Origin of the sequence: Allobacillus salarius (assembly GCF_007559425.1) — a bacterium.
GTDB lineage: Bacteria > Bacillota > Bacilli > Bacillales > Alkalibacillaceae > Allobacillus > Allobacillus salarius.
Genome location: NZ_VMHE01000054.1, coordinates 1 through 1905, shown reverse-complemented (window position 1 = coordinate 1905; position 1905 = coordinate 1). Strand labels below are relative to the sequence as shown.

At 37.5% G+C, this 1905-nt stretch carries 6 protein-coding genes and 2 pseudogenes; all 8 read right to left on the bottom strand.

What is annotated here, in order from left to right:
* Positions 1-192, bottom strand: a pseudogene (locus FPQ13_RS12910) (SAV1978 family virulence-associated passenger protein); the annotation flags it as partial.
* Positions 192-446: a DUF3310 domain-containing protein gene (locus FPQ13_RS12905; RefSeq protein ID WP_000022735.1), complete on the bottom strand. Its 255-nt coding sequence runs from the start codon at positions 444-446 to the stop codon at positions 192-194. The pseudogene FPQ13_RS12910 and the gene FPQ13_RS12905, both read right to left, overlap by 1 nt.
* On the bottom strand, positions 446-805 hold the full coding sequence (locus FPQ13_RS12900; protein ID WP_000117792.1) for an SA1788 family PVL leukocidin-associated protein: 360 nt from the start codon (positions 803-805) through the stop codon (positions 446-448). The genes FPQ13_RS12905 and FPQ13_RS12900 overlap by 1 nt, the downstream gene beginning before the upstream one ends.
* Positions 806-991, bottom strand: coding sequence for a DUF3113 family protein (locus FPQ13_RS12895; protein WP_001187264.1), 186 nt, complete (start codon positions 989-991; stop codon positions 806-808). It abuts the gene before it with no gap.
* The gene (locus FPQ13_RS12890; RefSeq protein ID WP_000401950.1) at positions 991-1398 is read right to left on the bottom strand and encodes a RusA family crossover junction endodeoxyribonuclease; all 408 of its coding nucleotides are present in this window, start codon (positions 1396-1398) and stop codon (positions 991-993) included. The genes FPQ13_RS12895 and FPQ13_RS12890 overlap by 1 nt, the downstream gene beginning before the upstream one ends.
* A 9-nt stretch (positions 1399-1407) precedes the next feature.
* The gene (locus FPQ13_RS12885) at positions 1408-1629 is read right to left on the bottom strand and encodes a DUF3269 family protein (protein WP_001123684.1); all 222 of its coding nucleotides are present in this window, start codon (positions 1627-1629) and stop codon (positions 1408-1410) included.
* A 12-nt stretch (positions 1630-1641) separates the two neighbouring features.
* A complete protein-coding gene (locus FPQ13_RS12880; protein ID WP_000256597.1) occupies positions 1642-1800 on the bottom strand; it encodes a hypothetical protein in 159 nt (52 codons plus the stop codon).
* Positions 1794-1905: pseudogene (locus tag FPQ13_RS12875) on the bottom strand (DNA replication protein DnaC); the annotation flags it as partial. The gene FPQ13_RS12880 and the pseudogene FPQ13_RS12875, both read right to left, overlap by 7 nt.

Below are 1905 nucleotides of genomic sequence, written 5' to 3'. Positions count from 1 at the left end.
TATTCCGAGCTCTTCCGCTGTATCAAATGTCTTTTTCACACCTTGCCAATCTGGTACGATATGCCCGTGAAAGTAATAAGCGCCATTCACTACATGGATATGTGCCACTCGCTCGTTATCCTGATACAGATATCTCTTAGAGCCGAAAAATTGGTTTAAGTATTCTTTACGCGCGTTATCTGTCATGGTCATTACTCCCACAAGTCAAACACTCTATCTACATAAAACTTCGCTTTTGCCATATCCTCATGACCATTCTTTAACGGTGCTCTAGACAAGTATTTGATTGCATTACCTATTGCAAATGCTAATTGTGGTGGATACTGTGCCGTTACTTGTTCAATAAAATCTATAATTTCAATATCGCCGTATGTGTAATGTGCTGGTTGCTTAACATTGTCTTGCGTTTCATTCATATCTACTTTTCTGTTACTGATTATGCTCATTATGCTTCACTCCATTTCTTGAACATTTGGTTATAAGTGACATCGAACCAGTACGGATCACGTGAATGTTTTTGTGGTACATTAAACAAATGTGGTTTCCTCTTACGTAGTTCAACCTCTTTACGTCGTTGCCTAGCTATTTCACGTTCTTTGCTCTCTCGTTGCATAATTCTGGATAATACGATTTCTTTATACTCAGCTAAGCGCATGCCATAAGGTGCGTTTAAGGCTTCTAACAACGCCCAGCCACCACGTACTCTTTTTGCAACCATTCCAGGAGTTAACCCGTTCTTTTTTATCAATTCATTTTCATGTTCGGTAAATTTATATGGTTTACCGTTAATCTTCACGACACTCATTTATTCCACCTCTACATTTACATTTCTAATTTTTAAATTGTCATACTCTAGTAATTCGTCTGGATTGTTATATAAGTAATCTGCCAGCGCTTCTTTTTCGATATCCACATCATCAAAATACTGATATTCAACTTCTGTAGGTATCCTTATATCAATCGTTGCGTTTATATATGCTTGCTGTTGCATTAGATCACTTCCTCAACTCGCATGATTATTTTTGGTTCTAGTCCATAACGCTTTGAGCTAGTTATTTCTGTAATTTGGTTATCGTCTTTCCACACATGACCATTACATGCGTCTAATACTGTTTTAATTAAGTTATCGATATCCGGCTTAGTCACTTTATACTGTCCAACCATTTCACTTTTCTTTTTCTTCGACCATGATTTAAGTAATGGAAAGTAAAAGTCTAATTCGATTTTTAGTGCGCGCTCTAGATTTAACTTAGGCATTTGCCCTTGTATATACGCTTTATGATTTGTATAAGCTGTTGGCATGTATGTTTGAACAAATCTACCTGTATTACGAAAGCGTGGACGAGGCGAGCCCATAGGTGCCTCGAACGTTTCGTTAAATTTAATTTCTATTTCCATGTGCCACCTCTAAATATCAAATATCGTTGCTTGTAACCCTAGCTCTTGCTCATATAAAAGCCCGTGAGCGCCTTTGAATCGTTTTAGGTCACTATCAGCCATGATTTTCTTTTCGTCGCTGAAATGGGCTCCTGTGAGCGAATAAACTTCATTTACGTTGTCTTTATACTTGATGACCTTAATATCTTCCGTGCCATCTTCTCGGTATAAGTAATATTTTTCTTTCGGCATTTTTAACACTCCTTAATATTCGACGATAGCGGGGCGTGTATGACGTTCTGCAAGTTTTTGGATAAATAGGTCGTACAACCTATTTTCATCGCCCTGTGCCTCATCTATGAGTTTCTGAGCGTACATATCTGAACACTCAAGTTTAGTTTTTAAAAATTCTTTGGTTACCATGCATCTCGCTCCCTGAAATCGTCTCCGATTACTCTTACTTTTCTCGCATTGTGTTTCATTCTTGAATTGATACGTTGCCAGTTCATATTTTGATTTAGTTCTTTA

Excerpts from the sequence above, each read along its gene's own strand:
- FPQ13_RS12895 (WP_001187264.1), bottom strand. The coding sequence starts at position 991 with ATGCAACAGCAAGCATATATAAACGCAACGATTGATATAAGGATACCT.
- FPQ13_RS12905 (WP_000022735.1), bottom strand. The coding sequence starts at position 446 with ATGAGCATAATCAGTAACAGAAAAGTAGATATGAATGAAACGCAAGAC.
- FPQ13_RS12890 (WP_000401950.1), bottom strand. The coding sequence starts at position 1,398 with ATGGAAATAGAAATTAAATTTAACGAAACGTTCGAGGCACCTATGGGC.
- FPQ13_RS12880 (WP_000256597.1), bottom strand. The coding sequence starts at position 1,800 with ATGGTAACCAAAGAATTTTTAAAAACTAAACTTGAGTGTTCAGATATG.
- FPQ13_RS12900 (WP_000117792.1), bottom strand. The coding sequence starts at position 805 with ATGAGTGTCGTGAAGATTAACGGTAAACCATATAAATTTACCGAACAT.
- FPQ13_RS12885 (WP_001123684.1), bottom strand. The coding sequence starts at position 1,629 with ATGCCGAAAGAAAAATATTACTTATACCGAGAAGATGGCACGGAAGAT.